Source organism: Pseudoflavonifractor sp. An176, from assembly GCF_002160435.1.
Classification (GTDB): domain Bacteria; phylum Bacillota; class Clostridia; order Oscillospirales; family Oscillospiraceae; genus Enterenecus; species Enterenecus faecium.
On record NZ_NFKO01000003.1, the window covers coordinates 43759 to 69283 of the forward strand.

A 25525-nucleotide genomic window follows, 5' to 3' on the forward strand; every position below is an offset into this window, starting at 1 on the left:
AGATGTGCAGTCAAATTCAAACTGCCTTTTTTGCGACCACCACAAGCCTGCCGTTCTGCGCTGAGTATTCGCAGGTAGAGAGTGTGATGAGCCTGTCGCCGTATTCTGCGTTTACGCCTGTTTCATACAATGCAAGCTCCTTGCATTTTTCAATGTAGGCGTTAAACTCGTCCTCGTTTTCCGCATCGACAAAATCATAGTAGCGGAAGCCCTGAGAGCTGTACGCCACAGTCTTAAAGACAGCGACAATCTCATATTCGCCACGCTGTGTTAGGGTATCAAACTGAATGGTCTTGTGTTCCTCATAAAAGCTCTGGGATTTGTAATCCTCCAAAGCCCCGAACATCTTGCCGCCCTTAATGTGATGACCGTAAATGACAAGGTTATCGCTGCTTGCAAGGTCGCAGTTTTCCTGAATATACGGCGTTCCCAAGTCGCTGTATTCTTTATCAAAGTTGCGTTTCAGATAGTAGTTCGGCGCATTCGGTGTCTGCATCACGGGGTAATTGACGGTTGTGCCTGCAATGGAAAGCCAGCCGACCATATCCGTGTTTTTCAAAAACAGTCCGCCGTACTCTGCAAGGACATTTTCTTCCTCAGTCAAGGGGACTTCTGGGGCGTTACTGTCCTCTGTCTGCGCCTGCTCCACGATTGCGGCAATTTCCTCAAAGGCTTCGGTCTGCTCGGCTTCGTGGGCATAATGGTCGTAAATGTGATAGCCGCAAAAAGCCGCCGCACCTAACAGGCACACGGCGGCAGTAAGGCAGATGAATTTTTTATAATCTTTCATAGGCTTTTGTCCTTTCTTATCTTGAAATTTCTGGCTGCTTTTGGAATGACAGAAGATGCCTGCATAAAAATAACGCCCACCCTGTAAAGGTGAGCGTTACCGATTGTGTTATTCGTTTCAATATTAGATACAAAATGCGGCGTAGAGAGGAACGGTCTTTTTATTGTCCTCAAAGCCAAAGTTTTTTGCAGAGAGCTTGATGGCGTAAGCAGGCTTATAGGTTTCCATATAGACCTTCAGGCTCTTTGCTCTGGTGTTGTCAGCCGACTTTACTTCAATAGGGATAAGCTGACCGTCACGCTGAATGACAAAATCTATCTCAGCCCCACGCTCGGACTCCCAATAGTAGGTCTTGTATCCGTTAATGGTAAGCTGCACATCGACATAGTTTTCCGCCATACCGCCCTTAAAGTCGTTCAGCTCCTCAACCATATAGAGGACATCGTTTGCCGCTAAGTCTTTCTTTGCACAGAGCAGTCCTAAGTCGGAAACATAAATCTTGAACGCATCAATATCACGGTAATTCTCCAAAGGCTTCTTGATTTGCTCCACCTTATACACCTGTGAAACGATACCCGACAGGCAGAGCCATTCGATAGCGTTTTCAAACTCGGAAGCCCTGCCGCCTTTCTTTATCAGCTTATACTGAAAACGGGTATTCTTTTTTGAGAGCTGTACCGTAATGTTGTCATAGGCAAGCCTTGTTTTTTTGATTTCGTTCACATTGTTGTACTTACTCATATCGTTGAGATAGCTTGCGAGTATGGTGTCCTGCGTGTGGCGCACAAGGATATAGTCCTTTGTCTGTGTGAACTGCAAGACGCACTCAGGCATACCGCCCACAACGAGATACTGCCTGTAAAGCAGCATTGCCGCATCGTGCAGGGCAGAGGGCATCGGCGTATCGGTTTCAAAGCACTTTTTAATCTGAGCTACCAGAGCGTCCTCGCCCATAGCCAGCATAAATTCCTCCATATCCATAGGATACAGGGTTTTCATATCAACCTTGCCCACAGGGAAAGAGAATTTCGCCCTGCCTACCGCTACGCCGAGCAAGCTGCCGAGAGCTACGATATGATAGTCTGGAGCGTCCTCACAAAAGTATTTCAGAGAAGTTAAAGCCCGTTCGCAAAGCTGTACCTCGTCAAATACTATCAGCGTCTTTTCCTTTACTATCGTCTGACCTGCGATGTGGGATAAAATGGGTATCAGATAATCAGGGCTGATATTTTCCTCAAAGGTTTCGTTCAGCTTTGGATTTGTTTCAAAATTGAAGTATGCCACATTTTCATAGTGGCTGCGCCCAAACTCTAAAATCGAGTAGGTTTTTCCGACCTGCCTTGCTCCCTGCAAAATCAGGGGCTTGCGGTGAACGCTATCTTTCCACGCTTCCAAGAAGCTCATTATTTTTCGATACATTGCCAGACCTCCTTTAAGGTGCTGAACATAGTATAGCACACATTCGTGTAAATATCAATGATTTTTTCTTGATTTCTAACACTAAATTACACGAGCTCTATTTTGAACTTCTCAAAATTCGACACGAACACCGTCAAGCCCTCTTTTTTACACCTCCCCGAATTTGGTAGTCATCAGCCTGTAAAGCTCCGTATTCCGTGGGAACTTGTTGATAAACGGCACAAGAGAGCTGCCGACCTTTAATAGTCCCTGACCTGCGCCGACATTCGTGATATAGCTCATCTGAAGGTCGGAGATATTTAAGAGCTTGGCAAGCTCAATCCTGTCGGTGGACGCCTGATTGAGCATAATGATAAACTCGCTGTTGGCAAGCATCGTCCTCGCCGTATGGCTCTGCAAAAGGTCGTCCACATTCTGGGTAATACCTGTGCAGTACGCCCCGTATTTCCGCACACGCTTCCAGAGGGTAAAGAGGAAGTTTGCCGAGTATTCGTGCTGAAAGAGCAGATAAATCTCATCAATGAAGATGAATGTATTTCTGCCTTTCGCTCTGTTCTGGGTAATACGGTTTAAGATGCTGTCAAGAACGACAAGCATACCGATGGGCTGCAACTGCTTGCCTAAATCCAGAATGTCGTAGCAGATAAGGCGGCTGTGGGTATCTACATTGGTATGCTTTGCAAAGGTGTTCAGAGAGCCGTCCGTAAACAGCTCGATTGCAAGGGCGATTTCCTTTGCTTCTGGCTCGTCCTGCTTTAAGAGTTCCTCACGGAAGTCCTGCAAGGTGGGCGGTACGCCCTGATAATTGCCCTGCTGATAGTGGCGGTACACGCCTGCCGTACAACGGTCAATGATTGACTTCTGTTTCGCACCCAGACTTGCGCCGCCGATGAGCTGCTCGCAGAGGGACAAAATAAACTCTGATTTCAGAATGACGGGGTTTGCGCCGTCACCGTAATCGGAGTTCATATCCATAGCGTTGATATGGTTTTCGCTCGTTGCCGAGATGTGAATGACCTCGCCCTGCATTGCCTTTACAAGCGGAGAGTATTCCCGTTCAGGGTCGATGATAATGACATCGGCGTTTGGGTCTGTGAGAATGATATTTACCATTTCTTCTTTTGCCGTGAAGGATTTTCCCGCACCTGATACGCCTAAGATAAACGAGTTGCCATTGAGCAGATGGCGGCGGTTTGCGATAATCATATTTTTGCTGATGGAGTTCTGCCCATAATACACGCCGTTTTCGTGATGGATTTCCTGTACTCTGAAAGGAATAAACACCGCAAGGCTTTCTGTTGTAAGGGTACGCATCGCATCAATCCTGCGGACACCAAACGGCAGGGCGGTATTCAGCCCGTCCATCTGCTGATATTTCAGCACCGCAAACTGACAAAGGTGCTTTCTGGCTGTGGTAAGGAGAGCTTCCGTATCATTGTCAAGCTGTTCCTTTGTTTCCGCCGTATGCACCATCGTCAAAACCGCAAAAAGCATTCTCTGGTCACGGGTCGTTAAATCGTCCAAGAACTCCTTGCTTTCCTTGCGCTGCTGTTCAAGGTCATAGGGAATGACCGCCGAAAAATTGTTGTTCTGATTTTGTTTGCGCTGCCAGTTTGTGATGTTGGTTTCCACGCCGAGCAGCCTGTTTTCGACCTCACGCACGGCTTCGTCTGTGGGTACGGGGATAATGTCAACGGACATCATCATATTGCGGTTAAGCTCGCAAAGCTCCGCCACCATACTGTCTTTGATATATGCCGCATATTCACGCAGGAAAATGACACGCCCATATCTGTCGCCCATACGGAAATAATCCTTTTCAAACTCAAAGGTATCGGGGCAGATAAAGTCCTTAAAATCGTGACCTTTACGCATTGTCTGCTTCAGGTCGAAATGGAACGCCGTTTCTTCTCCTGTGCGGTAAAAGTCGTGGAAAATACGGAGCTTTTCTTCCGCTTCAAGCTCTACGCATCTTGAGCCGAGCCGTGCAAAATGGGAAATCAGGTCTGCGCCTACACGGGCAAAATAATTCCTCGCTTCCTCGATATTCTTTTTGCAGACGGAAACCGTCACATACTTATCCTGCACGATAGAATTCGCTCCCGTTGCTTTATCAAGCAGCATTTTGTTGTATTCCTTACGGTACTTATCCAGTCCGTCCTCCGCCATAGGAATTAAAATGGTCTGCTCAAAATCAACCTTGTTGAGCCTACGGTTGTTGACCGTGATTTTTGTGGTTGCGCCGCTATCGAGAGAATTGAGAAGCTCCGAGTATTCGAGGAACATCGCTTCTTTATCCTCACGGCTTGCCACGGAATAGTTTATATCCTCAAACTTAAAGGTCTTTGCGTATTTGTTACTGCCGACAAGAAAAATGCCGTCCTCCCAGATAGTCTTAATCGGGATAATCGCCTGCACCGATTTGGGTACGACAAACTTTTCCTTATCCTGCTTAAACAGAGTTTTAAGAGTTTTCAGCATTCTTTACCTCCTTGCTGCGTTTCGCTTTTCTTGATTTTTTCGTCACGGGGCAAACGCCTTTTTCGTGGTTTTGAATTGTGGTTTTCAGCGTTTCATAGTAGAGATTGTCGGGGTTAAACATCAGCTTTTTCGGCATCAAAAACTCTGATTTAATCCACGCCCATACAAATTGCTCTGCGGTCATACCGTTGTACTTGACAAAGCCCATTACCGCAAAGGGCGCAGCTCCGAGAATACACACCCAACTAAGCGTTTCTATTCCGAAATACGGACGGAGAATAAAATACAGCCCTACCGCTACGCCGCAGGCAAGTAAAGAAAAAATGAACTGCCGTAGCGACAGTCCAAAAAACATACTCTCCGTGTAATTGCGGATTTCCTTATTTATCTTGACTTCCAAAAGTTACACCTCCTTATCGTTCCATACCGCTTTTTTGTCTGGACTGCTTTTTGTGGGACAGATATGGGATATATTCTTCTTCACCCGCAATAATACTGAACTCCGCTTTCAGAAACGGATGCGTTTCCTTTTCCTGATACTGACGGATAAGTTCAACAGCACTTTCCTTTGTAGCGGTGCTTCCTTGCTGTACTCCGTCCTTAAAAACATAAAACCGTTTCATTGCTTCCTCCTTATAAGCCCATCATTTCTCTTACAACACGGTCTGCCATTTTGACCGCACCGACCAAGACGAGCATATTAAATACCAGCTCTCCGATATAGCTCCATACCATAGATACAGGCGCAGCGTTCGGGTCAACCGCAGGTGGAGAAGCTGCAAAAAGGGAGAATATGATACAGGCAAGCACGATAATTGCGCCCTCCAGACAGACGGCGGCATACGATTTGATAAAGCTCTTGCCCACATTCTGGCTTGGCTCTCCCGCAAAAGTAGATAGAGGAACGGGAGCGATTGCGGTATAAAGATAAAGGCGGAAAAATCTACCGTACACAGACATAATCATAATGAATGATAATATCGTGATGAAAAGTCCGCCGATGAGAGTGACTGCCCATAGGGGAATACTCTCGAAAAATCCACAGTCCTCAACAGCCGTGACAATTTCCTGCGGCAATACCGTCTGTGCTGCCGAGCCGAAGCCTGCGGCGTTCATAATGGTTGATATTAAGCCCTGCACGATGTTAAACAGAGCCATCATCAGTTCCAATCCGTAAGTCACGATGCCTTTTGCAAGGGCAAAGCGAATAAACAGTTTCAGGGCGTGTTCGGGCTTTTTCACCTCTGCGAACGAGCCGCAGGTTTTCATCACGCCGACAACAAAGAAAAGCACGAGCAACGCAAGTCCGATTGCCTGTACTGCGCCGTGAATATTTACGATTACATTCCAAATTGTGCCGCCCTTAAACTGCTCTGGGGATTGGGTGATGAGCTGCCATATTTCCGATAGCTTGTCGTTCCAAGTCCGCAGAGCGTTCTCTAAGTTTTGCACAATCCAATTATCCGACATTAGACCACCTCCTTAGATAATTAGATAACGGGAGTAAATCCGCAAAGCGGATCTGCTCCCGTTATCTTGTCTTGTGTCAGTTTTTCAGCCCGTAATGAGGGTAAGGATTTCTTTCGCAAAGGTAATCACAACGCCGCCTGCAAGGGTCAAAAAGCCGTTTGCTCTCTGGGACGGGTCGTGAGATTTCAGCGACAGACCAATCTGCACCACGCCGAAGCCGAGCAAAATCATACCCACGGCACGGATTAAGCCGAAAATGAAGTCGGACAGATTATTGACTACGGTAAGAGGGTCACTTGCTGCAAAGGCAGTCATAGATGTGCCGACCACCAAAGCCGTTGTCATAACGGTCACGCAGTAAAAGCGAAAGCCCTTTTTTACCTTGCCAGACATCGGCAGCTTTGCGGTTTCCTTACTTTCGTTCTTCTGAAAAAGTTTCATAAATAAAAATCCTCCTTTAGATATTAAAGATTTCCTCCAAGTCCTCGTTGGAGAGAAGCTCATAGGAAGTGCTGACAGCTTTTACGCTTACGGCGTTCTTTGGAATATCGCTGTCAAACACAAGGGTTGCGACAGCCTGTGTCGGCTCTCCGTGGATATACGGCGGTTTACCTCCATCAGTTGTCATCTTTACATTCGGGTGCTTCATAATGTCATACTTGAAGTCCATTACAGGGCGTTCTCCACGCAAAAAAAGAAGTGCGTAACGGTTATCAAGCATACGCACTTCATCAGGCGTCATCAGTTCACGCCCAGATATTTGATAGTTGGTTGAGTAGCTGCCGCTTCGCCCCTCGCTCTTTCCGTAAGTGTTTGTATCAATCGTTTCCTTGCCTAAAAGCTCTGACACATATTTGTGGGTGCTTTGCTCATTGCCGCCCAAATAAAGAAAAGTATCGCAGTTGCCTACAATGCTTTCCCATTGTTTCTCAAACAAAGCCTTCAACTGTGCCAGATTTTGCAGGATAATGGATACGGACACGCCTCTTGAACGCATAACTGAAAGTATCTTATCAAAGTCATCGGGCAGCGAAACATTTGCGAACTCGTCCATTATGAAATGGCAATGCACTGGCAGGCTTCCTCCGTATTTGTGGTCTGCCAGATAGAAAAGCTGCTGAAATAACTGCGTATAGAGGATACTCACGAGAAAATTAAAGCTCGTATCGTTGTCGGGAATGAGAGCGAACAGCGCAACCTTCTTTTCGCCCAAAGAGGGCAGGTCAAGCTCATCGGTGGCGGTAAGCCCCGCAAGGCTTTCAAGGTTGAACTTTTCAAGCCTTGCGGCAAGGGTAATTTGGATACTCTTTAAGGTTTTCGCCGAGCCTGAGTGGTAATCCCTGTAATATTTCAGGGCAATATGCTCTGGGTTTACCATTTCCAGACGGTCAAACAACTCGTCAAGAGGGCTTACATAGCTGTCATCGTCCTCACGCACTTCTCCCGCACGGAGTAGCTCCATCACCGTCGGAAAGTTTTGCTCATCGGGCGGAGCTTCATATTTCAGATAGAACACCAAAGCCAGCAGTAACATACTTGCCGCCGTGTCCCAGAACGGGTCTTGTGACTGTGAGCCTTTCGGCGTGGTCGCCTTAAAGAGATTGGTTACAAGCCTTTGCACATCGTTATCGTTTCTGAGGTAGACAAACGGGTTGTAACAATGGCTGCGGTGCATATTGATAAGGTCAAGGACACGCACCTCATAGCCTTTCTTTTCAAGCAGCCCGCCGATGTCACGGACAATTTCGCCTTTCGGGTCTAAAATTACCATTGAGGTATTGCATTGCATAGCGTTCGGCTTACAGAAAAACCTTGTTTTTCCCGCACCAGAGCCGCCGCAGACCAAAATATTCAGATTGCGGCGGTGCTTTTTCCCGTCTAAGCCTATGCGGACATTCTGGGTAAGCAGCTTATTTGCGGACGGGTCTTTGTCACGGTATTTCTTGTTCAAAGCACCCGCATCGCCCCATTTTGCCGAGCCGTGTTCCTCCCGCCTGCGGTAGTTCCTGCGTGTGGAGAAATAAATGCCGATGCCCATAGCGTAGGCAAGCAAAAAAATAAGGACAGTCTTTGCGCTGTCCTCACACACCGTTATTTCAAGTGGATTGCCTAATGCCACGGGCAGACCTCGGATGATTTCAACCAGACCACCACCCACATAAGGTGCTGTCAACAGAGCAAGCCATATAACAGGAACTATACCGCAGACGGAAAGGATTAAGCCCGTCTTTTTGTCATCGTTCCTCATTGCACCTGCAATGCATGACTCGTATTTTTTTCGTTGGTGCGTTGGCTACCTTGTCAATCAGCTCGTCAACAGGCTCGGTGGGGCGTTCCTCCTGTATCTGCCGTGTCCGCAGGGTATTGAGCGCATTGATAACGATATTTTTATCGTACCTGTCAAGTGCGATATGGTATCGTTCTTCTTTCATAATCTGCACCTCCGATTACCGTTCCTGCTCTTTATTCCTTGCAGGCTTGTTTTTCTCCATACTCTTATACATATCGCTCTGGATTTCGCCCAGAACATCACGCATCGTACCAAGCTCTCCCTTGAACACCTGCGTATCCATTCCGTCATACTCTCTGGGAAGTCGGGAAAAATCAAAGCCTTTGGTATCTACGCCGTAACGGGAGCTTACCATATAGGCAACGCAAAAGGATTTGAAATCGGAAGCGTCACGGCTCTCATTGTACTTGAAGTCATAGACCGCCGCAGATACTTCCTTTGCCATACTGATAAACAACGCTTCTTCGGACAGTCCCTTTTTGACAAAGATGGTCTGCTGAGAGCCGTCATAGTAGGCAGGCAGCTCCAAGTCATCAACGGGAACGCAAGGCACGGGGCTTGCGTCGAGCAAAGCCGATACAAGCTCACGCATAGATTTCTGCTCCTGTGCCTGCGCTCTGTCTTTAGCCGATGTTTCGGAAATGTCATAGACTGCTTTGGCGTTATAGGAAATGCCCTTTGTACCGTCCTCACGGGTATATTCCTTGCTCGGCTCAAGGATAACGACCTTCTGTGCGTCCTTGTTTACATAGACACGGCTCTGCTTCCAAGAGTTGTAATCTTTAAGCTGTGTCGCTTCGGGCATCTGCGCCGATACCAAAATAGCGTTTGCAACCGAGTAACGGTCAAAACGCCCCTGTACATCAAGGTACTGGCGGAAGCTGTCGCCGCTTATCATCATTTCGGCGCAGGTGTTGTCAATCAGCTCATAGGCTTCCTTGCGCTGCGCCTGCTTCTGGGCTGCCCATTCCGCTTTATCAAACGGTTTGCTGCCGCCGCTAAATACATCATAAATGCTCATTCTGTTTTACCTCGTTTCTTTAGATTTGGGTTTCTTTTTCTTTCTCTGGGGCTGCTTATGCTCGGTCTTGCCTGCGGGCTGCTTCTTCGCCCTGTCAGAAGCAGAGCTTTTGTCAAGGGAAGAAGGCGTATCCGCTTCCTGTTCCTTGCGGCTCTCCTTGATTTTCCGCAGTTCCTCTCTGACGGACGGCTTTTCGTCCTTAGTCAAAGTAGCCCCCTCTGCGGACTTCTTTGGCTGCTCTGAGATAGGCTCGGACTGAGGGGATTTTTCGGTCTTTGCCACCGAGGGGTTTTGAGCGTTTTCCTCCTTTTGAACAGGCTTGCCCATAAGCTCATCGAGCAGCTTATCTTTCTCGGCTTTTTCCTGTACGCCGATGTCTGGCTCTGGCTGACCTGTTTTTTCCTCTTTGGATTTTTCTGCTTCGGTCACAATAGAAGCGGTGTTTTCCGACGCTAATTTGAAGCGTTCGGCAATACGGCTGATTTTCGATGCGTCCTCCGCACGGGCAATCACATCGACCTCCGCATTGGGGTCTTTGTTTCCTCTGTCCGCAAGGACACAGTAAAGCACACCGTATTTTTTAGCTTCCTGCGTAAACTTCTTCAGGTCGCCGTTCTTTACGGTAAAAACTTTCAGCTCCTTGCCAGAACGGAGCATATTGGTAAGCCTTGCCTTGCCCTTTGTTTTCTTTTCCTCCTTCAGAATGGAATAGAGGAGAACGGCGATATTCTTCGCACCTGCACCTGTGATTTTGGCTGCGACCTCAAATCCCTCCAAGCTCATTCGGACGATTTGCTCTGCCGCTTCGCCGCCTGTGTTCATTCGTCATCAGCTCCTTTCGTTGTTGTTCTTCGTCTGCCCGTATGGTGGATAGCTTTTCTTTGAGAGCAGCGTTACGGGCTTCGATGCCCTCGCACAGTCTGACCTCCTTTCGGATAACGCTCAGGCGTTTGGATAAATCGGAAAGCTGTGACCGTATGGCTTCCTTTTCTTCGCCGCCTGTTTTGCGGGATTTGGAATAGAGTTCCTTGCGCTTTTGAAGCAGGTCGGCTTTTTCCGTTTCCAAAGAGCCTTTATATGACAAGAGCTGCTCCACCGTATCAATGCGATTACGGCACAGCAGCCTTGTTTCCTGTGTGATGGCTTCCATTTTCATTAAGTCGTCTTTCAAAAGATAATGAAGCCTTGCGTAATTTGGTTTTTTATTTTTAGGCAGGATACCGAGCTTGTAGCAGTAGTGCAGATACAGCCCCCGCAGTCCGCCGATTTTCTTAGCTCCCTTTAGAGAGCCTTTGACACGGAACACTCTGACCGTACTTTGCGGCTCGGCAAATCTGGAGAACTTCACGGCGTAGGAGTTTTCGCTGATACGCTCCATTATCCTCTCGTTGGTATATTCCTCTCCGAGCTTATACAGCCGCTTCGGGCGTTTCCAGTTCTTGCCGATGACCGTCCAATATTTGCGGTTTGGGTCAAAGCTCACACGGTATCCCATTTCAGCCATAATGCGGTCAAAATCTTTCAGCGTGAACGACTTGCTGACAGCTTCGTCCACCGCCTGCCGTGTAACATTATCCCTTGTGGGCATACCGTTTTTCTCCGCCTGATACAAAGCGTATGGCTTTTTCTTTCCGCTTGGGTGTTCAATGACGGACAGAGCATACTCACGGCAAAGCTCATCGGAACGCTGGCGCAAAAGCCGCAGGTTTGCTTTGTTGTCGTGGTAATGCCTGCCGTCCGTGAAAGATACGGAGTTTACGACAAAGTGGTTATGCAGGCAGTCAGTATTCAGGTGTGTGGCAACGATTACCTGAAATCTGTCGCCCCACATCTTCTTAGCAAGTTTAACGCCGACCTCGTGCGCCTGCTCTGGCGTGACCTCACCGTGCTTAAAGCTCTGGAAGCCGTGATAGCAAACAATCTCGCTTTCATCGTTCCATTGCGCTTTTGCAATCATCATTTCATCTCTGGCGGTGGTCGGGTCGCAGTTTACGCCTGTGACAAAATAACGCTGCTCGGTTTTATCCTTGTTGGTGGCGTATTCCATTACATCGACCATAGCCTGCAAGTCCGCTTCGGTGTATTTGGGATTAGCTGTCTTTTCGGGATTTTCCGCATAATCTATGGGGTGGTCGAGCCTGCCACGCACATCCCATATTTCGCAGACCGCCATTACGGTGCTTTTCTTGGAAGCAGATATTTTTTTCGGACAGCGATTTGAAACTCGTGCCACCGCCTTGCTTCCTCTTTGAGCATCGGAGCGTCCACAAAGTTCAGGGCGTTGGCTTTTGCCGCAAGCTGATTGATACGGTTGCCGATGGCAGACAGCTCACGCATCATTTTATAAAACTCTGGGTCAGGCTTTTCGCAGAGCCGATAGCCTTTTACCATTCCTCTCAGGAACGCTTCTTTTGAACAGCCTGATTTTTTAACGAGAGAGTAGAGCTGTTCGGCTTCTTCCTCAGTCAAGCGGAAAAGTATCTGCACATTTCGTTTTCGCATTTTTCACTTCCTCTCTCTCGGTAAGTCGGTTTATCTGCAAGCAGCACATAATCACTACACCTGTCAGACCGCCGAGCATTACGCCGATGATGAAAAATATAAACTCAATCATTCTTAAACTCCTTTCTGTTGCGGGGTATTAGGGGTTGCCCCCTAACAAGCGAATTTGGATAACCAAATTCAGTGCTTGGTAAGACATTACTCGTTGCACTCGTCCTCACACATACATTCTCCGCACACGGGACAGAAGTACGGACAGTCCGAACAACATTCGTCCTCGTTCGCTTCTTCTTCGTCGGTATCTTCAGCACCGTCCTCACAAGACTCGTTGATTTTGGCTTCACCGCAGATAAAATCCTCATCGGTAAAGTTGATAAGGTCGGTATCGAACAGGATAATTTCGGTCTTTGCCTTTGCCTGTTCTGCGCTTTCAGCACAAACAGAAATGGTCTTTTCATAGTGGGCAGTCAGGGTTACATCATACTTTTTCAATGGTTATTTCCTCGCTTTCAACATTTAATTTTTTGGTTTGTCGTGTTATTCTTCGGGTCAAAATCTGCGGACAATCAACGGGCATCACTCCTTTCACGGCTTGAAATTGGTCTTGCAATCCCCAGATAGGATAATAAAAAATCGTTGAAGTCCTTACCGACAGGCGGCGGCTCATCAACGATTTTGTAGTCTTTCTGCAAAAGTTCTTTGAGGGCGGCGGTACAAAGCCTGCCCGTTCTGTCATTATCCAAATGCAGAAAAATAGTCTTGATATGGGGATTTGCTTTCAAAAAGGTGGTTAGGGCTATGGGGATTTTGCTTTCCTTAATCTCTTTCTTAGGCTGATACACACCCGAAAGAGAGAGCAGATTTTCCGATTTATAGTCCTTTCCCTCACACTTTAGATAGGTGGCGTAGGACAGTAAATCAATGGCAGCTTCAAATAAATGCACGGTATCACTCGGTTTGTCTGCCAGAAGTCGGAACGAATACCGCTTGTCGCTGCCAGAAGCGTCCCCCTTAAAAGAGCTTCCAATCGTGCCACGGTAGGCGGCATACTTGGGCGTTCCGCTTTCGTCCTTACCGATAAACACGACATTGTGATACTTGGAGCTTTCAAAAATCGTGCCGTCCGCAATACAGTCCTGTATGATTGAAAGGTCAATCCCACGCCCGAAAAGGTACTCGGTCACTCGGTTACAGTCCTTATTTTTCGGCGGTAAAAGCAGTTCCTTCGGCTCGTCTTTTGGAATAGGAACAGGCGGCGGTTTCCAATCCGCCGTGATACCCGTAAGCAGTTCTACGGCTTCAACAAAGCTGTATTCCTTAACCTTAATGAGATAATCAAGGGCAGAAACGCCTCCGAAGCCTCTCGACCACCAATACCATTTGCCATTGGAAATCTTCAAGCTGTCGTGTTCTTTGGTACAATATACATTGCTTGCTACACGCTTTAGGTTGTTCGGCTCATACCGTTGCAGGTAGGATAGTAAGTCCATTTGCCGTGCCTGCTCAATCACGGCAGGGTCAAGCTGCACATAAGGTCTGTTACTTCTCATTCAATAAAATCACCTCCAGAAATAGAAAAAGCCGAGGGATTTTCAACTCAGAAAACCTCTCGGCTATGTAAAACATATTTAATTGTAACTATAAATCAGAATTTGTATTTATTCATTTAAGAAAAAATTCATCACTTCTTGTTTGGTTTTCTTTTTATTCCCAGCAGTTTAACAAAATCATCAAATAAGGCTGTATCTGTTGGCTCAAACATTAACCATTTTCCGTCGTGATAGGTTTTAGTTTCATCATAAATTTTCTGCACTTCTTTTGAATAACTATTTCTATCTGTATCAAATTTTAATTGTTCATCTTTCCCTAAGATAATCATAAATCCTACACAGTTTTCCCTTGCGTACAATGCACAAAGCGTTTTTCCGCCACGACGATATTTATACTCATAAGTCCACGCTTTACCACCTTTGTTCCATAAACATTCCATGTCATACTTTTCATCAATTAAAGCACAAAGTTTATTCCATATATCATATAATGATTGTCCGATTAAAGCAGTCATTTCTTCTGCATTAGGTATTTTATCCAGCATATTCGTTTCTCCTTTATAACTTCCAATTTGTAATTTTAATTATAGCACATTCTTATGAACTTTTCTATCGCTAAGGCTATGTAAAAGCGGCATCAGCTTCACGCTGATGCCGCAACGGATTAGAGCATATTCAGTTTTTTAAGATAGCTGACGCAATCTATACAGCCTTTGAAATAAACCTCTTTCAGCCCTAAACCTGCCATCTCGTTTTTGTATTTCAGCACCTCGACCAAAGCGGTGCAATCCTCCTCAGACAGCTCGCAAGGTCTGTCTATATCAAGGACGGCTTTCACATTGGGGTGCTGTTCGTAGAGCGTTTTTATCTGCTCCGTCAGCTCTTTATACCTTTTGTCGGAATGACAAGCAGCGCTTGTCTTGCTGAGATAATCGAAAAAATCAGCATCGTATTCATCGAGAAATGTGCTGAAGCTCAAGTCCTTTGCCATCTAACCACCTCCGATTTTCATTTCACAGCCCTATTATACCGCCCCAAATAAGGCAATACAAATCTGCAAATTCCTTTATCGCTCACGATTTGCACATTTTCTCTCAGGCTGTTCCTCGGCTTGTTCTGGCTCTGCGTCAAGTACGGCAGGGGCTTTCTTATCCAGATTAAGCTCGATATTGAGAGCGTTCAGCCGTTCCGATTTTTCTTTCAGTTCCTCCTCAAATGCAAAGGGCTTTTGTACCTCGACCTTTGCGTTTTCAAGCTGTGCGATGGTTTCTGCCCGTTTGGTCTGTGCGGCTTCCAACCGTGCGGGGAGCTTGGCAAGCTCGTTTTCAATTCGGGTCAGGTTTCCCAGAGGGTCAGAGCCTAATTCTACCTTGTACTTTGCTTTTCCGCAGAGGTTAAGGCAGTAATGCGTACCCACCGTATCATAGAAAACCTCCATTTTGAAGCCACGGTAGGAGCCGATTTCAGTAGGTGCAGACAAGGGATATTCCTTGCAAATCGCAAGGAGCATTTCGCCTGCGGCGGCTTTTTCGGTATAGCTGACACCTCGCAGGGTCATCGGACAAAACTTTTCCTCGCCCTGCGGCTTGTGCTGCTCGGCAAGAGCTGTGTCTGCTTCATAGCAGACAATACGCTGCTCGCACTCTGCAATGGTCTGAGGGAAGTGTTTGAGTATCCTGTCCTCAAGGTCGTAACGCTCGGATAGATAGCTTTGTTTCAGCACTTTGAGCTTAGAAACCTGAATATCTAAGTCCATTTTCTCCTTAAAACGCTCGTCGCCTGTGGCAAGCATTTTGACCTCCGCAAAGGACAAAGCAACCTCGTCCACATCTTCGGCAGAACGGACAGGGCTTTTGCTCGTCATTATCTGGGATATGAATTTCTGTTTGCTTTCTACCAACTGATAGAGATAAGCGTCAAAGGTCTGCTCGGTTACATAGCGGTAAACCTCAACCTCTGGGAACATATTTCCCTGTCTTTCAATCCGTCCTTGCCGTTGTTCAAGGTCGCTCGGTCGCCACGGACAGTCCAGATTGTGAATGGCGATAAGCCTATTCTGAACATTCGTGCCTGCGCCCATTTTTTGAGTAGAGCCTAACAATACACGGACTTCACCGCTTCGTACCTTTGCGAACAGCTCTTTTTTCTGTGCGTCTGTGGTCGCTTCGTGGATAAACCGTATCTGTTCGGCGGGAATGCCACGGGCAATCAGCTTCTCACGCATATCGTCATAAACATTGAAAGTGCCGTCATTCTTCGGGGTGGAAAGGTCGCAGAATACAAGCTGTGCAGCTTTTGTATCGGTGTAATCCTCCCAGATACGATACACATTGTCGATGCAGGCGTTGACCTTGCTATTCGGGTCATCAGGCAGCATCGGGTCAATCATTCTCTGGTCGAGAGCCAGCTTGCGTCCGTCATTCGTGATTTTGAGCATATTATCAATGTTAGGCTCTACAAGCCTTGCCCTGACTTTCTCAGCTCGCTTTGCCAGAGAAGCTACCATTTCACTTTGTATCTCGCTCGGCTTTGTCTTGATATTGTGGTAATTTACTTTCGGCACGGGGAGTTTTAACATATCGGCGGTCTGTATATCCGCCACCTCACGAAACATCAGCATCAGCTCTGGCAAATTAAAAAACTTGGCAAAGCGTGTCTTTGCTCGGTAGTTTGTACCCTCTGGGGCAAGCTCCAGAGCCGTCACGGTTTCTCCGAAGGTTGAAGCCCAGCTATCAAAATGCTGCAAGCCGTTCCGCAGTAAAGTATCGTACTGCAAATACCGTTGAACAGAATACAGCTCTACCATTGAATTGCTGATAGGCGTACCTGTTGCGAATACCGTCCCTCGGTTGCCTGTGATTTCGTCCAGATAACGGCATTTTAGAAACAGGTCGCTTGATTTTTGCGCTTCGGTTTGGGCAATGCCGCCGACATTCCGCATTTTCGTGTAGAGATACAAGTTCTTGTAAAAATGGCTCTCGTCAATAAAGAGCCTGTCAATGCCGAGCTGTTCAAAGTCGATAACTGTGTCCTTACGCTTGGTATCGTTGAGCTTGTCGAGCTTTGTCTTTATCCCTTTTCGGGTTTTCATAAGCTGCTTGACCGTGAACTGTTCGCCCTTGCTTGCTTTCACATCGTCAATCCCACGCTCAATATCGTCGAGCTGCTGTTCGAGCTGTTCCCGTTGCCGTTCAATGCTCATCGGGATTTTTTCAAACTGACTATGCCCGATAATGACCGCATCATAATCGCCTGTGGCAATGCGGGAACAGAACTTTTTGCGGTTTCCCGTTTCAAAATCCTGCTTCCGTGTCACAAGGATATTGGCGCTCGGATACAGCCGCAGATACTCGGAAGCCCACTGACCGACAAGGTGGTTGGGGACAACGAACATCGCTTTATTGCACAGTCCGAGCCGCTTGCTTTCCTGTGCGGCGGCGACCATTTCAAAGGTTTTTCCCGCACCTACCTTGTGGGCAAGGAGCGTATTGCCGCCATAGAGGATATGAGCGATAGCGTTTACTTGGTGAGGTCTTAGGGTGATTTCTGGACTGATACCGCCGAAAGTAATATGACTTCCATCGTACTCACGGGGACGGACAGAGTTAAAAGTATCATTGTAATACCTGACAAGGCGGTTTCGCCGTTCTGGGTCTTTCCATATCCAGTCCTGAAACGCCTGCTTGATGACTTCCTGCTTTGCCTGCGCCGCCGTGGTTTCCTTTGCGTTGAATACTGCCTTTCTGTTTCCGTTCTCGTCATAGACATAATCGAAAATACGGGTGTCACGGAGATTTAGAGTATCCTCAATAATGCGATAGGCGGAAGCCCTCTTTGTACCGTAGGTGCTGTCCGCCTTTACATTTCCGTAATCGGAACTCTTATTCTCAATAAACCAGTCGCCGTTAATCGGCGTGTACCGTACCTTAATGCGGCTTGCCGCAGAGCTTGACGGAGTTAAAAGCTCCATTACAAACCTCTGAATATCCTCCTGTGGTATCCAAGTTGTACCCAGACGGACGGAGATTTCAGCCGCCGACAGGTCTTGCGGTATGACCTGCCTTAATGCCTGTGCGTTGACCGCAAACTCTGGATTTTCCTTTGCTGCGGCTTCGGCGGTTATGAGTTTTGCCCTTACATTGCCAGATAAATACTCATCGGCAGTCACATACTGAGCTGGCTCGGCTGCGGGGATACGGAAGATAACGCCCTGCAAGTCCTTTATGATTTCTTCTTTCGGTTTGCCTGTGAGCTGTTCCATATAGGGCAGGTCAACACAGGCTTTTTCACCGATAGACAGGGCAAGAGCTTCGCTTGCGGTTTCAACGGAAGTGATTTCACGGTGGGGCTTTATCGTCCTTTTCGTGAACATATCCGCTTTTCTTTTGAAATTGCCCTCATCGTCAAGCACCTCCAGAGAACACAAAAGGAAGTAGCTCTCGTCCGACGCAAAAGCGAGATAGTTTCCTCGGCTGTTGATAAGTCCGTACTGCTGCGTAAAGCCGTCATACAAACGGCTTAGATTTTCCTGCTCGGTGCGTATCAAATCATCTGGGTAATCCTCGGTCTGATACTCTATGAGCTTTCTCACACAATCACGGATTTGTATCAGTCCCTTGATACGGTTTTCTGCGGTAACAGACGCTGCCGCAGGGGTCATACGGTCATTTTCTCTGAAATAAACCTTGCCGTCCACCAGCGCATACGAAAAGTTACGCACATTCGGGTCGGCGGGAATGGAAGCGTCCTGCCCGTCAGAGATTTCGTCAAGCTCACTTTCGTACTCTGGCATTTCTCCCTGAATGTTCTGGACGGCGTTATGAAGCAGCTCCGACAGAGGTATATCCTGATAGGCTTTGCAGGCGGAGTCGAAACCAAAGCGTGTGCTTTCCATTTTCATCTCGCCCAAAATCATCTCTGGGTGCTGCACAAAATAGCTGTTCATCGTAATGCCGTTCTCATCGGTATCAAGGTGTACCCAATCTGGCTCGATGTCTGCAATGCGGTCACGCTTCTGCAAAAAGAGAATGTCACTTGTAACCTCTGTGCCTGCGTTCGCTCGGAAAGTGTTGTCGGGCAGTCGGACAGCTCCGAGCAGCTCGGCTCGCTGGGCAATATATTTGCGTATTTCGGGGCTTGCCTTATCCATTGTTCCCTTAGAGGTAATGAACGCAACGACACCGCCTGCACGGACTTTATCAAGAGCCTTTGCGAAAAAGTAGTCGTGAATGAGGAACTTCTGGGCGTTGTATCGGCTGTCGTTGACCTTGAAATCTCCAAACGGCACATTGCCGATAACCACATCAAAGTGGTCGTCTGGGAGCTTTGTTTCTTCAAAGCCCTGCACGGAGATATTTGCTTTTTGATAGAGCTGCTTTGCGATTTTTCCCGTAAGAGGGTCGATTTCTACACCGTGGAGCTTTGAGCCTGCCATCGTATCGGGGAGCAGTCCGAAGAAATTGCCCGTTCCGCAGGACGGCTCTAAAATACTGCCCTCGGAAAATCCCAAACGCTCAAGAGCTTCATACATACCTTTGATTACAACAGGCGGCGTATAAAACGCTGTCAGGGTGGACTCCATTGCCGCACGGTATTCTTCTGGGGAAAGACTTGCATACAGCTCTTTGAACTCATCAGCCCACGCCGCATTGTTTTCATCAAACGCCATAGACAGACCGCCCCAACCGACATACTTTGAAAGGATTTCCTGTTCTTCGGGTGTGGCAAGTCGGTTTTCAAGCTCCAACTCGTGCAAGAGATTGATAGCCGCCATATTATTACGGAACTTTTCTTTTGCGCCGCCGACACCCAAAGTATCCTCAGTAATGCGGTAATTGTGCCGTGGCTCTGAGGGAGCAGGGACAGGAGATACAGCCTTTTCGGGTTGTTTTTCTTCCTGTGCCTTACTGAGCAGACTGCGGATATAGCCGATTTTCTCAACACGGTTTATGGGAAAGCCCACGGCATTTGCAAAGGTCATATCCCGCATTGACACATCGCCGCTTATTTCGCTGATACTTTCAATGACATAGCGGCGGTTATCAATAAGGATTTCCTTACCGATGAGGTCAGAGTTATCCTGTATATCGGGCTGTTCCTGCTGGCTTCGTTCCTCATCTTTCTGGGCGAACAGCTTGACGATATTTTCGGCACTATTCAAGGTGTCGGCATATTCCTGTGCTTCTTCCTCGGTTTCAAAGGTCTGGTAAATACCGTCCACATCGTAATATTGCCCGTCCTCTCCGTATGGTACGGTGTTATCCCGTATGATGAACGGGTCGGCAAAGGCATCGGAAGTCAGTTCTACGGTATAATGCGGAACTTCCTCTATTGACAAGAACGGTGTCATCTCGTCTATGAGCTGACGGCAGACCTGCTTTTGCTCATCATCTTCTAATTCTTCTAACCACTCTGTAAGCTGTTCCACATAGCTTTGCACAAGCTCAGGGTTACTTAAATCATTGTTGATTTTCTGAATGGCATCTTCTTTTGTTTCTCCTACTTCAAGGGCGTCCATATACTCATAAGGAGAAACATCTTCCGCAAAATCTACCAGTCGCTCCGCAAGAGTGGCTTCCTTATCTTCTGGAACTCTAAACCAATCGCTTTCCGTTGCCATAATCTCCGCATAGAGCTTTTCGTCCTCTGGGGTGAGTGTTTTATGCTGCTCCAGATATGGTACAAACACATCTCGTCCCCATTGCAGGCTTTCTATTTGTTCACGGTAATAATCCTCGCCCTGTTTCTTCCATTCGGGAATAAACGGGCAATTCGGGGACAGAGAGTATTCGTAAAAGTTTTTGATATGGGAGATAAGGTCGCCCTCGCCGTCGCCAATATCAAACCGTCCTTCATAATGGAAATCTTCGCCGCCGATAGTAGCGGTAATCTCAAAATCGGTCTTATGATACCAACCGACATTATCCTTGCTTTCACGCTCTCTATGCTGCTTTTCGTCCAGAACGCCGAGAAGATAGTTACCCAGAGCAAAGCTCAAATCGGTATATCGGTCATTAAACTGCCTGTCATAAAAGGCGGGGTGTTCCGAAAATCCGATAGAGAACTTTATGCCGTCTGGCTTTTCTTCGGACGGTGTCTGAACACTCTGCTTTTCGGTAACGACTACTTTCAAATGGTCATTAGCAGGGTTTTCCTTTAACTTTTCCTCAAAATCAGCTCGGCTGAGTTCCTTGCCGAACAATGGAAAGTCGGGATTACGCAGAGAAACAGCGTTTTCATCAAACGCCGCAATCTCATATTTGTCTGCCCCGATATATACAACATCGTCCTCGTGATAGACATAGCGGAGAGGATACAGCTCCATAAGCTCCTGTGAAAACCGCCACGCATTGCTGCGGCTGTAAACATCGGCGGTCTTTCCCTGTACCAAAGCAAGAAAATCAATGAGCTGCTGAACAGTAGCGGGGTCGCCTAAATGCTGTTCCATTTGTTCGGCGGTCACATCTGCAAGGTCGGTACGCTCCACATTTTCAAGCAGGTCTTTCTCATAATTGTCTAAATCACGGATAAAATCGGACAGCCGCAAAGCAAGGGTATCTCTCTTATCGGCAGGCGGAAGGTCACGGTTTGCGTCAATGAAACGCTGCCTTGCCATTTTCCTTTGCGTGTCGATTTCGTACTGCGGAGCTTCCTCACTTTCGAGATAATCGGCGTAATGGTCTTTTTCCTTTTCATTCAGGTAGCGGTCATTCTTTATCAGCTCACGCAGCCGTTTTTCTACCTTTGCCCAAGAAAGAACAAGGTCGGGGGTTACAGATGAGCCATACTTTTCAATCGCAATGCCTTTCCCGTCGTGCCAAGTGTGTCCCTGCGTACCGTCTGGGAAATAATGCGTACCGCCGCCTGTGCCGTACTCTTTTTTGAGAAAATCAATATTGCTTTTGCCGTCCTCATTCTTTTGAAACTGACGGTAGATACGGTATTTACCATTCTGAAATCCGCTTCCTCTTAGGAGAACAGAGTCAATATCTTCCTGAGAAATAACAAAAGCAGAGGATTTTTCGTCCTCTGCTTCAGCTAACATTTCAATCTGTTCTTCTACGGTGGGGAGATTAACTGTGACCTGCTGTTCATCAGCGACATTTAGCTGTAAATCAGCTCGTTCAGTATCGTTTCCTCCGCTTGACTGCGGATATTGTTCATCAGTCCGACCCATTGCATCGGTGCTTTTTCTTTCAGTTCCTCCGTCACGCCTTGCTCCTTGCAAAGCTGTTTTGTCAGAAGCTCCAACCTCGTAAGAGCCGTCTGTTCCACCTCGTAAAGATGTTTGTTCAGCTCGCCCGATGTCAGCAGGTTGAGGTAGGTCACTCGTTTGTGCTGCTCCAGATAATCCCTGTGCATCAAAGCGTATCTGCCAAGCTGAATTTCTGGCTCTGTCGGTAATGTTAGGTCGGGAATAAGATAATCCCCTTGTTTGGTGTATGTGATTTCGCTCATTATGATTACTCCTTTCGGCTTGTTGTCTGCCTACATCATAGCGTGTTTGAGATTGCGGCGCAAAGGTGCGATTTTGACTTTTCTCCGCAATTTGCACATCTCGGATAGTCTGAGAGATTTCCCTGAGTGCCATTTCAGAAATATCGCTTGTAGCAATACCGAGAGCGTTGATAGTGGCAGGAGTATTAAAGTTAATGATTTCCGCAAAATCCTCACGCTCAAATACCGCTTCGGTATCAACACCGCAACGGCTCATCAGCATATATGCTACGCTGTTGACCGCAAGCTGTCGGTAAATGACCTCGATATTATATTCGTCAAGTTCCTCTAACAAACTGTCCTGCGTACAGGATTTGAGCTGCGGCATATAATCCTGCAAATTGTCCTCAACTGCGTTTTTTGCCGTTTCCATCAGCACCGAAGCAAGGTCGGTGCTTTCCACATCGCCAAATCTGTCGGAAAGCCGTTCAATAACTGCCTGCTCGTATCGCTCACTCATCTGCCATATCGGAACAGGGCGGCTGCCGTAATAACCCTCGTGCGTATCGGATATATCAAAATAGTATTTCAGCGTGTTCCTGCGACCTTTTGGGTCGAACGCCGCAATGCCTTTGCTGTCTTTGTTTACCCAACGCTTAAACTGCTTGTTCCAAGTTTCAAGCTGTGCTACCGCAACAGCGTCAGGGCGTTGAGCGTAAATCAAGAGCTGTTCATCAAATCGGCATTTATAGTTACGGCAAGCGGCAGACAAAAAACTCTGCCACGCCTGCGGATTTCTAGCAACCGCCACGCCTGTGCGCCGATACAGCTCTGTAATTAGCTGATACTTCGCAGCCATTCTTTGCACACCTCCTTATCGTTCTAAATCTCGGTTTTTGTGTTTACGGTCATACTCGCCGCATCGCTCGGCAATCTCAGCGTACATTTTGTTACGCATTTCACGCTCAAAGGCTCGATATTCCTTCGCCTTTTCTGTCGGCTTGTACCATACGCTGTCCTTATCCGCTTTGTCCATCTGTTCGTATTTGTCGTCAATTTGGTCGGTATATTTTTTATAGATGGCGTGAGCAGCAGGACTTTCAATCGCATAGCGATAACGGTCAAGGCTTTTATGACTGCCACGAAGCTGTGCGTATTCATACAGCATACAGACGATTTCTCGGTCAAGTCCTGCCTGTCCCTCGGCGGCATAGATTTCCGAAAGGCTTTTACACCGCCAAGCGTGAAAAGGGGCGGTATCATTTGAACTGTGTGAGGACAGATATACACCGTCTTTCTTTACTGTAATACGATTGATAAGTTCTGTACTCATTCAGCATTACCCCCGAAAAAGGAAATGACCTTGTTTGCTTTGATACTCTTTTGCAGCTCATTGATAATGCCGATGTCGGCTATGGTGATACCCTGTATCGCAAGAATATCGTCCATTGTCATAGCGGCAATCGACTTTTCATCAGTAAAGCCTGCTTCAAAGACCTTACCAAGTACCTTGATTGCCTTTTGGTTGAGTGCCATTTTCAAAACCTCCTATCGTTCTAAATCTTTATGCTTTGGGGCTTTTGTTACCGTCTGCGGCTCTGTGGGCTTTGGCTCATAGGTCGCTCCGTTTTGTTCCATACGCTCGGCAAACTCGCAGATATGGAAAATGTTATTTCCAATCTCGGTATGATACTCGTCAATAAAACGGCAGGGGCGTTCGGTTTTTTCTCCCCACGATGATGTGATGATGATTTTGCCGCCGTCTGGGATACGAAACAGCTCTTTGTAATTTGGGTCGATAAATCGGATACCCTGTTCAGCTTTTTGGATATGCTTATCAAGCCATTCTTTCACAAAGCAATAGCAGTAAAAATTGTAATCGCCCTTAGTCGGATTGCACCGAAACAGAAAGGCGTGTTTTTCCGTATCCACACGGAAATCGTACTCGGTGCAATAGCTTCCTGCAAATGCGCTTTCGGGATAATGCTTTGCAAACGCACTCATATCATAGCGGTTGTGCAAAAGTCCCTTGTCCTCACGAAGCGAATTGATAACCTCGTCAAGCTCATTTTTGAAATCGTCTGTTTTCAAATCCCGCCTGCGGTCAAACCAAGAGGAATAGAACTCCTTGCCGCCTGCGCCGAAGTCGCCACGCAGATAACCGATACTGCCTGTCTGTCCTTCAAGCTGCATACTCTGAGCATAAGTGTATTTCTGTTCGGCAGGGGTTAAGGCTCGTATCTCCATATCAGCGTTCCTCCCGATTTTTCTGTTTGTTTTCTTTTTGCTGCGCCTTGATTTTTGCAAGAGCTTCCTTTGCCCAAGCTGGCATACATTCGGGCTTGATTTCACCCAACACATCGTACCGTTCCCATCTGGACTTTTCGCCTGTGGCAAGGCAAGTACCAAAGACAGCGTTGCCTCTGCCGCCTGTTGCGCCATTGCCGCCCTCCGCTAAAACAAGCTGAAAAGCAGGGTGCTGATATTCATACCGTTTCGGCTCTGCATTGATAACTACAACCTTGCCGACAATACTGCTGCTGCGTTTGTCTGGAATACAATGCTCTTTCGTGAACACGGTATTGTCAAAAGTGAATTTGGATAATTCGGATTTGGTTTGTTCTATCTGGGAATGTACTCGCTGAATGAAAAGCTCCATCGCTTCCAGATAATCGTCACAGCCGACGCTTTCGGTTGCCCACGGCACACCAAGCGGATTATGGCAGTCGCAGTAGCTTACAAGAAAAGGGTATTTATCGCTTTTATCCACGCCGAAAACAACCTCTTTGTCGCCAATATAAATGCTGTTCACGACCTCATAATTGCCGAGCATTCGTTTTTCTTCACGCATTTGATTGCTCCTTTCGTTTCTTTTCCTCTTTCTGTTCGTCTAAAATCCTGCGGATACAGACATCGCAGAAAATAACAGACCCGTCCTTATATCGGGGATAAGGACAGGTCGTGCAGTCATATTTTCGTTTATCGCTCACGGTCATCACGGCTTTTCTGCTTTTTATCGGGCTGGTTATAGGGCATACGGCACTCTCTCTGGTAGCGTTCATTCAGCTTTTCTCTTGCTTCAGATAACTGATTGCAGTAATATCCCCAGAAATAATCCGAGCCGTCCTTGCAGTACCAGCACACATACGGGTTGGGGGCTTTGGAGTTATGACCGATGACAAGCTCGTTGTTCCCGATAGTACAGCTCTCAATAATCTCATAACCGCCGTTTATGCGCTTTTCCTCCATTTCACACCTCATTCCTTAGCGTATTTGCGGTATGCCTTTTCGCCCTCGGCACGAAGCCGCCTTACACGGGCGTTCCCCGCAAGCTCTGGATATTTTGCTTGCAGCTTGCGGCGTGTTCTGCCCACGCTCTCAAAACTCGGCAGACCGAGATATTTATACTGTTCCATTACTTCCGCAAAGGGCATTGCTCCTGCACCTTTCAAATAGGTGTTGCACACAATCAGATAGAGGGTCATATCATCGTTTCTTGCGTCCTCGTTCTTTTGCAGAATAGCCTTTACCTTAGCTTCAATGGTTTTCAGATTTTTCATAGATTG

26 protein-coding genes are annotated in these 25525 nt (G+C 47.2%); all 26 read right to left on the reverse strand.

Features of this window, described 5'->3' with window-relative positions; translation table 11 throughout:
- Positions 1 to 16: 16 nt before the first annotated feature.
- Positions 17 to 790 (reverse strand): class B sortase, encoded by a 774-nt coding sequence (srtB, locus tag B5F12_RS02810; protein WP_087229962.1) that lies wholly within the window; start codon positions 788 to 790, stop codon positions 17 to 19.
- 123 nt (positions 791 to 913) lie between these two features.
- On the reverse strand, positions 914 to 2209 hold the full coding sequence (locus tag B5F12_RS02815; protein ID WP_087229965.1) for an ATP-binding protein: 1296 nt from the start codon (positions 2207 to 2209) through the stop codon (positions 914 to 916).
- A 147-nt stretch (positions 2210 to 2356) separates the two neighbouring features.
- On the reverse strand, positions 2357 to 4690 hold the full coding sequence (locus B5F12_RS02820) for a DUF87 domain-containing protein (RefSeq protein WP_087229969.1): 2334 nt from the start codon (positions 4688 to 4690) through the stop codon (positions 2357 to 2359).
- A complete protein-coding gene (locus B5F12_RS02825; RefSeq protein WP_087229972.1) occupies positions 4674 to 5090 on the reverse strand; it encodes a PrgI family protein in 417 nt (138 codons plus the stop codon). Before B5F12_RS02825 ends, B5F12_RS02820 begins: the two co-directional genes overlap by 17 nt.
- A 13-nt stretch (positions 5091 to 5103) precedes the next feature.
- Positions 5104 to 5313, reverse strand: a complete 210-nt coding sequence (locus tag B5F12_RS02830) for a hypothetical protein (protein ID WP_087229976.1) — start codon at positions 5311 to 5313, stop codon at positions 5104 to 5106.
- Between the two features lie 10 nt (positions 5314 to 5323).
- Entirely contained in the window at positions 5324 to 6160 is an 837-nt protein-coding gene (locus tag B5F12_RS02835) for a hypothetical protein (protein ID WP_087229980.1), read from the reverse strand.
- An 84-nt stretch (positions 6161 to 6244) separates the two neighbouring features.
- The gene (locus tag B5F12_RS02840) at positions 6245 to 6601 is read right to left on the reverse strand and encodes a glutamyl-tRNA amidotransferase (protein ID WP_087229983.1); all 357 of its coding nucleotides are present in this window, start codon (positions 6599 to 6601) and stop codon (positions 6245 to 6247) included.
- Between the two features lie 16 nt (positions 6602 to 6617).
- Positions 6618 to 8408 carry a type IV secretory system conjugative DNA transfer family protein gene (locus tag B5F12_RS02845; protein ID WP_087229986.1) on the reverse strand — a complete coding sequence of 597 codons (1791 nt, stop codon included), beginning with the start codon at positions 8406 to 8408 and terminating at the stop codon, positions 6618 to 6620.
- Positions 8395 to 8592, reverse strand: coding sequence for a hypothetical protein (locus B5F12_RS02850; RefSeq protein WP_087229988.1), 198 nt, complete (start codon positions 8590 to 8592; stop codon positions 8395 to 8397). The genes B5F12_RS02845 and B5F12_RS02850 overlap by 14 nt, the downstream gene beginning before the upstream one ends.
- A gap of 15 nt (positions 8593 to 8607) precedes the next feature.
- Positions 8608 to 9471, reverse strand: coding sequence for a hypothetical protein (locus tag B5F12_RS02855; RefSeq protein ID WP_087229991.1), 864 nt, complete (start codon positions 9469 to 9471; stop codon positions 8608 to 8610).
- Between the two features lie 6 nt (positions 9472 to 9477).
- Positions 9478 to 10293: a PcfB family protein gene (locus B5F12_RS02860; protein ID WP_087229994.1), complete on the reverse strand. Its 816-nt coding sequence runs from the start codon at positions 10291 to 10293 to the stop codon at positions 9478 to 9480.
- Positions 10235 to 11644, reverse strand: a complete 1410-nt coding sequence (locus tag B5F12_RS02865) for a relaxase/mobilization nuclease domain-containing protein (protein WP_087229996.1) — start codon at positions 11642 to 11644, stop codon at positions 10235 to 10237. The genes B5F12_RS02860 and B5F12_RS02865 overlap by 59 nt, the downstream gene beginning before the upstream one ends.
- Entirely contained in the window at positions 11644 to 11973 is a 330-nt protein-coding gene (locus B5F12_RS02870; protein WP_087229999.1) for a plasmid mobilization relaxosome protein MobC, read from the reverse strand. Before B5F12_RS02870 ends, B5F12_RS02865 begins: the two co-directional genes overlap by 1 nt.
- A complete protein-coding gene (locus B5F12_RS02875; RefSeq protein WP_087230002.1) occupies positions 11933 to 12085 on the reverse strand; it encodes a DUF3789 domain-containing protein in 153 nt (50 codons plus the stop codon). Before B5F12_RS02875 ends, B5F12_RS02870 begins: the two co-directional genes overlap by 41 nt.
- An 86-nt stretch (positions 12086 to 12171) precedes the next feature.
- A complete protein-coding gene (locus B5F12_RS02880) occupies positions 12172 to 12465 on the reverse strand; it encodes a hypothetical protein (RefSeq protein WP_032521089.1) in 294 nt (97 codons plus the stop codon).
- A gap of 74 nt (positions 12466 to 12539) precedes the next feature.
- Entirely contained in the window at positions 12540 to 13523 is a 984-nt protein-coding gene (locus B5F12_RS02885; protein WP_087230005.1) for a DUF3991 and TOPRIM domain-containing protein, read from the reverse strand.
- A 131-nt stretch (positions 13524 to 13654) separates the two neighbouring features.
- Complete coding sequence (locus tag B5F12_RS02890) at positions 13655 to 14068, reverse strand: DUF3788 domain-containing protein (RefSeq protein WP_070087530.1); 414 nt, start codon at positions 14066 to 14068, stop codon at positions 13655 to 13657.
- Between the two features lie 119 nt (positions 14069 to 14187).
- Positions 14188 to 14514: a DUF6664 family protein gene (locus B5F12_RS02895; protein WP_087230008.1), complete on the reverse strand. Its 327-nt coding sequence runs from the start codon at positions 14512 to 14514 to the stop codon at positions 14188 to 14190.
- A gap of 75 nt (positions 14515 to 14589) precedes the next feature.
- A complete protein-coding gene (locus B5F12_RS02900) occupies positions 14590 to 21699 on the reverse strand; it encodes an LPD25 domain-containing protein (RefSeq protein ID WP_343286307.1) in 7110 nt (2369 codons plus the stop codon).
- Entirely contained in the window at positions 21627 to 21980 is a 354-nt protein-coding gene (locus tag B5F12_RS12125) for a TnpV protein (protein ID WP_087375893.1), read from the reverse strand. The genes B5F12_RS02900 and B5F12_RS12125 overlap by 73 nt, the downstream gene beginning before the upstream one ends.
- An 853-nt stretch (positions 21981 to 22833) precedes the next feature.
- Positions 22834 to 23292 (reverse strand): hypothetical protein, encoded by a 459-nt coding sequence (locus tag B5F12_RS02905; RefSeq protein WP_087230014.1) that lies wholly within the window; start codon positions 23290 to 23292, stop codon positions 22834 to 22836.
- A complete protein-coding gene (locus B5F12_RS02910; RefSeq protein WP_032521093.1) occupies positions 23289 to 23495 on the reverse strand; it encodes a hypothetical protein in 207 nt (68 codons plus the stop codon). Before B5F12_RS02910 ends, B5F12_RS02905 begins: the two co-directional genes overlap by 4 nt.
- Positions 23496 to 23507: 12 nt before the next feature.
- Positions 23508 to 24206, reverse strand: coding sequence for a hypothetical protein (locus tag B5F12_RS02915; protein WP_087230017.1), 699 nt, complete (start codon positions 24204 to 24206; stop codon positions 23508 to 23510).
- A gap of 1 nt (position 24207) precedes the next feature.
- Positions 24208 to 24810, reverse strand: a complete 603-nt coding sequence (locus tag B5F12_RS02920) for a hypothetical protein (protein ID WP_087230020.1) — start codon at positions 24808 to 24810, stop codon at positions 24208 to 24210.
- Positions 24811 to 24938: 128 nt separating this feature from the next.
- Positions 24939 to 25208: a hypothetical protein gene (locus B5F12_RS02930; protein ID WP_087230026.1), complete on the reverse strand. Its 270-nt coding sequence runs from the start codon at positions 25206 to 25208 to the stop codon at positions 24939 to 24941.
- Between the two features lie 8 nt (positions 25209 to 25216).
- Positions 25217 to 25519: a hypothetical protein gene (locus B5F12_RS02935; RefSeq protein ID WP_032521095.1), complete on the reverse strand. Its 303-nt coding sequence runs from the start codon at positions 25517 to 25519 to the stop codon at positions 25217 to 25219.
- Between the last annotated feature and the right edge of the window lie 6 nt (positions 25520 to 25525).

Excerpts from the sequence above, each read along its gene's own strand:
- B5F12_RS02865 (WP_087229996.1), bottom strand. The coding sequence starts at position 11,644 with ATGGCGGTCTGCGAAATATGGGATGTGCGTGGCAGGCTCGACCACCCC.
- B5F12_RS02830 (WP_087229976.1), bottom strand. The coding sequence starts at position 5,313 with ATGAAACGGTTTTATGTTTTTAAGGACGGAGTACAGCAAGGAAGCACC.
- B5F12_RS02885 (WP_087230005.1), bottom strand. The coding sequence starts at position 13,523 with ATGAGAAGTAACAGACCTTATGTGCAGCTTGACCCTGCCGTGATTGAG.
- B5F12_RS02850 (WP_087229988.1), bottom strand. The coding sequence starts at position 8,592 with ATGAAAGAAGAACGATACCATATCGCACTTGACAGGTACGATAAAAAT.
- B5F12_RS02890 (WP_070087530.1), bottom strand. The coding sequence starts at position 14,068 with ATGCTGGATAAAATACCTAATGCAGAAGAAATGACTGCTTTAATCGGA.
- B5F12_RS02915 (WP_087230017.1), bottom strand. The coding sequence starts at position 24,206 with ATGGAGATACGAGCCTTAACCCCTGCCGAACAGAAATACACTTATGCT.
- B5F12_RS12125 (WP_087375893.1), bottom strand. The coding sequence starts at position 21,980 with ATGAGCGAAATCACATACACCAAACAAGGGGATTATCTTATTCCCGAC.
- B5F12_RS02905 (WP_087230014.1), bottom strand. The coding sequence starts at position 23,292 with ATGAGTACAGAACTTATCAATCGTATTACAGTAAAGAAAGACGGTGTA.
- B5F12_RS02815 (WP_087229965.1), bottom strand. The coding sequence starts at position 2,209 with ATGTATCGAAAAATAATGAGCTTCTTGGAAGCGTGGAAAGATAGCGTT.
- B5F12_RS02930 (WP_087230026.1), bottom strand. The coding sequence starts at position 25,208 with ATGGAGGAAAAGCGCATAAACGGCGGTTATGAGATTATTGAGAGCTGT.
- B5F12_RS02895 (WP_087230008.1), bottom strand. The coding sequence starts at position 14,514 with ATGGCAAAGGACTTGAGCTTCAGCACATTTCTCGATGAATACGATGCT.
- B5F12_RS02855 (WP_087229991.1), bottom strand. The coding sequence starts at position 9,471 with ATGAGCATTTATGATGTATTTAGCGGCGGCAGCAAACCGTTTGATAAA.
- B5F12_RS02840 (WP_087229983.1), bottom strand. The coding sequence starts at position 6,601 with ATGAAACTTTTTCAGAAGAACGAAAGTAAGGAAACCGCAAAGCTGCCG.
- B5F12_RS02870 (WP_087229999.1), bottom strand. The coding sequence starts at position 11,973 with ATGCGAAAACGAAATGTGCAGATACTTTTCCGCTTGACTGAGGAAGAA.
- B5F12_RS02875 (WP_087230002.1), bottom strand. The coding sequence starts at position 12,085 with ATGATTGAGTTTATATTTTTCATCATCGGCGTAATGCTCGGCGGTCTG.
- B5F12_RS02900 (WP_343286307.1), bottom strand. The coding sequence starts at position 21,699 with ATGGGTCGGACTGATGAACAATATCCGCAGTCAAGCGGAGGAAACGAT.
- srtB (WP_087229962.1), bottom strand. The coding sequence starts at position 790 with ATGAAAGATTATAAAAAATTCATCTGCCTTACTGCCGCCGTGTGCCTG.
- B5F12_RS02860 (WP_087229994.1), bottom strand. The coding sequence starts at position 10,293 with ATGAACACAGGCGGCGAAGCGGCAGAGCAAATCGTCCGAATGAGCTTG.
- B5F12_RS02820 (WP_087229969.1), bottom strand. The coding sequence starts at position 4,690 with ATGCTGAAAACTCTTAAAACTCTGTTTAAGCAGGATAAGGAAAAGTTT.
- B5F12_RS02845 (WP_087229986.1), bottom strand. The coding sequence starts at position 8,408 with ATGAGGAACGATGACAAAAAGACGGGCTTAATCCTTTCCGTCTGCGGT.
- B5F12_RS02910 (WP_032521093.1), bottom strand. The coding sequence starts at position 23,495 with ATGGCACTCAACCAAAAGGCAATCAAGGTACTTGGTAAGGTCTTTGAA.
- B5F12_RS02935 (WP_032521095.1), bottom strand. The coding sequence starts at position 25,519 with ATGAAAAATCTGAAAACCATTGAAGCTAAGGTAAAGGCTATTCTGCAA.
- B5F12_RS02920 (WP_087230020.1), bottom strand. The coding sequence starts at position 24,810 with ATGCGTGAAGAAAAACGAATGCTCGGCAATTATGAGGTCGTGAACAGC.
- B5F12_RS02835 (WP_087229980.1), bottom strand. The coding sequence starts at position 6,160 with ATGTCGGATAATTGGATTGTGCAAAACTTAGAGAACGCTCTGCGGACT.